Origin of the sequence: Microcystis sp. M144S2 (genome assembly GCF_020246065.1) — a bacterium.
In the GTDB taxonomy this organism is placed as follows: Bacteria; Cyanobacteriota; Cyanobacteriia; order Cyanobacteriales; family Microcystaceae; genus Microcystis; species Microcystis ichthyoblabe_A.
Genome location: NZ_JADBTR010000013.1, coordinates 1 through 3509 on the forward strand (window position 1 = coordinate 1; position 3509 = coordinate 3509).

Sequence of the window (3509 nt, forward strand, 5' to 3'; positions counted from 1 at the left end):
TAAATCACCATCAATTCCCACTTCTCCGAATTCATTGACCATAACGGCCACCCGTCGGCCTTGATTATTTTGCAGTAGATGACGGATGAGGGTAGTTTTTCCCGCACCCAGAAAACCCGTGATCACAGTAACTGGAATTTTGTGCATAGATAGGGCGATCGATCATGTTTCTAGATCAATCTATCAGACTCTCGGTCTAGGGTTGAGGGTTTCAGCGCTAATTCTTTAGGATTGCCCCACCAATTGCCGGACTGTCACAAACTAGCTGAAATTTTCCTAGTTAGTCGTTATTCTGGTAAAAGTTTCAGCCGGCTAAATAATCGCTGAAAAACTTTTGTGGGAGTGGATTATGTTACAACGTCTTTTTTTAGCCTTTACCCTCGCTTTTCCTCTTTATTTAAGCATTGCTATTCAACAAACTTCTCCTCTAGCTGATAGAGTAAATCGCCCTTCTTCTCGCGGAATCAATAAAATCGAGCAGACGGTAAAAACTATCCAAAAGCAGTTAAAACAAGAGCATTCGGTTCAATTAGATTAATATACCTCTGGCAAAAATCAAAAATCTTCCGTTAGATTAAGGAGTCAGGAGCCAGTAGTATCGGAGTCAGGAGAATTAAGAATGAACAATAAGCAATTAAATGGGCTATTTGGGTATTTTATACTAAATCCGTTGAGTATAGGCTACTTATCAGGACAGGCAAAAGGCAATAGGGGCAATAGATAATCAGTCTTTAATAACCAGATTTAGTATTAGGCAATTTTGTGGCTATTTTTTCCCATTTTTGACCTCTCAAAAATTAATTAGGCAAGAACTCTCATAAATTTTGGCAATCAAGAGGAGAGCTAAAACTCCTCTTTTTCACTTTTTACTTGACAAATTACTTGCCATTTGCTGCGGAGTCCGGTATTCAGGAACTAAATCTTGTAGGGACTTAACTAGGCCTTGACGGTCATTAAGTTGAATATAATGAAGCAGTTGCTCTAATTTGATTCGCAATTTGTCCCAAGCAAGAAAGTGTTCATTAGCGCAAAAAATCTTTGGGTGAGCGGTGGGACGAGCTTTATCGGTATCGATTAATAATTCTTCGTAGAGTTTTTCCCCTGGTCTTAATCCTGTGATTTCAATATCGATATCTTGCCCTAATTCCAAGCCACTTAAACGAATCATCTGTAGGGCCAAATCGTAAATTCTTACCGGTTCACCCATATCCAACAGGAATACCTCACCCCCTCGGGCCATGGCTCCTGCTTGCATAACCAAACGCACCGCCTCTGGAATAGACATAAAATAGCGAATAATATCGCGATGGGTGAGGGTAATATTCTTGCGTTGGGCGATTTGTTCCCGGAAACGCGGCACCACGGAACCGCTACTATCGAGAACATTGCCAAAGCGGACGATAGCGCAACGGGTGGAAGTGTCGGGTAAAGCGGCCAAAGCTTGTATAACTAACTCAGCACAGCGTTTACTGGCCCCCATAATGTTAGTCGGTCTGACAGCCTTATCGGTGGAAATGAGAACTAAATTACTAACCGAATTTTCGATCGCGGTCTGAGCGACATTTAAGGTCCCCCAAACATTAGTGTAAACCCCCTGACTAGCATTGGCTTCCACAAGGGGAACGTGCTTATAGGCGGCCGTGTGATAAATTGTCTGGATCTGGTGTTGTTGGATGACTCGGGCCAGATGATTACGGTCGAGAACATTGCCTAGATAGGCATACTTGCGTAAATCGGCATAATTTTCACTTAAATCGAGATCGATTTTGTAGAGGGAAAACTCGTTTAATTCGTAGATTACCAGGCATTTTGGCTTGAGGAAGGCGATTTGTCGGCATAATTCCGAACCGATGGAACCGCCACCCCCGGTGACTAACACCGCTTTACCCGTGACATTTTTTGCCAAAAGTTCGGCATGGGGTAGAATTTCTTCCCGTCCTAATAATTCCGAGACATCGACACTGCGAATCTGATTGATGGTCGCTTCTCCCGATAAAATTTTTGAGAGGGGAGGAATGGTTTTAATGTCGATGGGTAAAGTTTCTAGACTTTCGATGATTTGCCGCTTTCTGGCCTTGTCTAGGTTCGGAATAGCGAGAACAACCCAGTCAAAGGCCCGTTTTTGGTGCAGTAGTGTCAATTGAGAGGGGGAATAAACCCTGATGCCTTGGATAACTCGCTGCTGCAAATCGGGATTATCATCAACAAAGGCCAATAAACGATAGTGGGGATCATTTTGTAGGGAACGTGCTAATTGACAACCCACAACCCCCGCACCATAGATAACAATTGTCGGTTCTCTATCGACACTACTGACGTAAATATTAAGACGGTGAAAGACAGAACGAATCAACAATCTCACCCCGATAATCAATACTAGGGTTAACAAGGCGTCGATAATCAGGACTGAACGCGGCAAAAAGGCATCCCTTTGAAAGTAGGCAAGACTGATTAAAACCCCTGAACTATAGAGAACCGCTTGCAGTACGGAGGAAAGAAACTCTAATCCTGTATAACGTACTACGGGACTGTAAATACCTTTAAGATAGAAAACTAGAAGTTTAATCGCAATTAAGCTGAATATTTCCCTGAAAAAAGGTCTAATTTCCTGATATTCTAGGCTCAGATTCAACCTGAGAGAGAAGGCTAGATAGATGCTTAGACAAAAAACAAGGCAATCGGTGACAATTAAAAGAGATCGCTTCGATGACCTAGATAGGGAATTAGCTAATTTAAGGATTTTGTTGGCCAGTTTTCTATACATTATCTAATTGATTAATTAATCTTAAGGTAAATTTACTTAGCTCCTCTCGACTTTGTGCGATAATCAGTGCTTATTATTCGGACGAGTCTTGCTAGGCAAGGCTTTGAAGAATATATTTCTGGAAAATTACCCCTATTCTTCTCCCTTCCATACAGAAACAAGAAGAGCCAATATTCTTTATAACAGTAGCGCTGCCTGTCTTTCCGGAGATGATATCACCCAAATCCAATTATGTCAAGTGGCGGGATTTGTCAAGACTTTTTTCCTTTTACCAACTTTTCATCTCTCCCCAAAAAATTTTTGCTCCCGCAAACTAGCCGATAAATCACCGCTAGTCAAGGTTACAATCAAGAATTGACACAAAAATTTATCAACTAAAGTTATGAGTAATCAGTACGATGCGATCGTGATTGGGTCGGGAATCGGGGGATTGGTGACAGCGACGCAATTAGCGGCAAAAGGAGCAAAAGTCTTAGTTCTAGAGAGTTATCTGATTCCGGGGGGCAGCGCGGGTTATTTTGAACGAGAGGGTTATCGTTTTGATGTGGGTGCTTCGATGATTTTTGGTTTTGGCAAAAAGGGGACGACTAACCTCCTAACCAAGGCTTTGGCAGCGGTGGATATGAGTATCGAAACCATTGCCGATCCCGTCCAGATCCATTATCATCTCCCGGACGGATTAGACTTAAAAGTTCATCGCGACTACGAACAATTTTTACAGGAATTAATTAGCCATTTTCCCGCA

4 protein-coding genes are annotated in these 3509 nt (G+C 42.2%); 2 read left to right on the top strand and 2 right to left on the bottom strand.

Annotated features, from left to right (window positions below; genetic code table 11):
- Positions 1–147 (bottom strand): GTP-binding protein (locus IM462_RS02395; RefSeq protein ID WP_287714797.1); only part of this gene is annotated, 147 nt, incomplete at its 3' end.
- 202 nt (positions 148–349) lie between these two features.
- On the opposite strand from IM462_RS02395, the gene IM462_RS02400 reads away from it, so the two are divergent.
- Positions 350–538 (top strand): hypothetical protein, encoded by a 189-nt coding sequence (locus IM462_RS02400; RefSeq protein ID WP_002784873.1) that lies wholly within the window; start codon positions 350–352, stop codon positions 536–538.
- 321 nt (positions 539–859) lie between these two features.
- Here IM462_RS02400 and IM462_RS02405 read toward each other — a convergent pair whose 3' ends face one another.
- Entirely contained in the window at positions 860–2764 is a 1905-nt protein-coding gene (locus IM462_RS02405; protein ID WP_287700881.1) for a polysaccharide biosynthesis protein, read from the bottom strand.
- Between the two features lie 382 nt (positions 2765–3146).
- Between IM462_RS02405 and IM462_RS02410 the strand changes: the two genes are divergently transcribed.
- Positions 3147–3509, top strand: a 363-nt coding sequence (locus tag IM462_RS02410) for a phytoene desaturase family protein (protein ID WP_287714796.1), incomplete at its 3' end; no start/stop codon positions are given.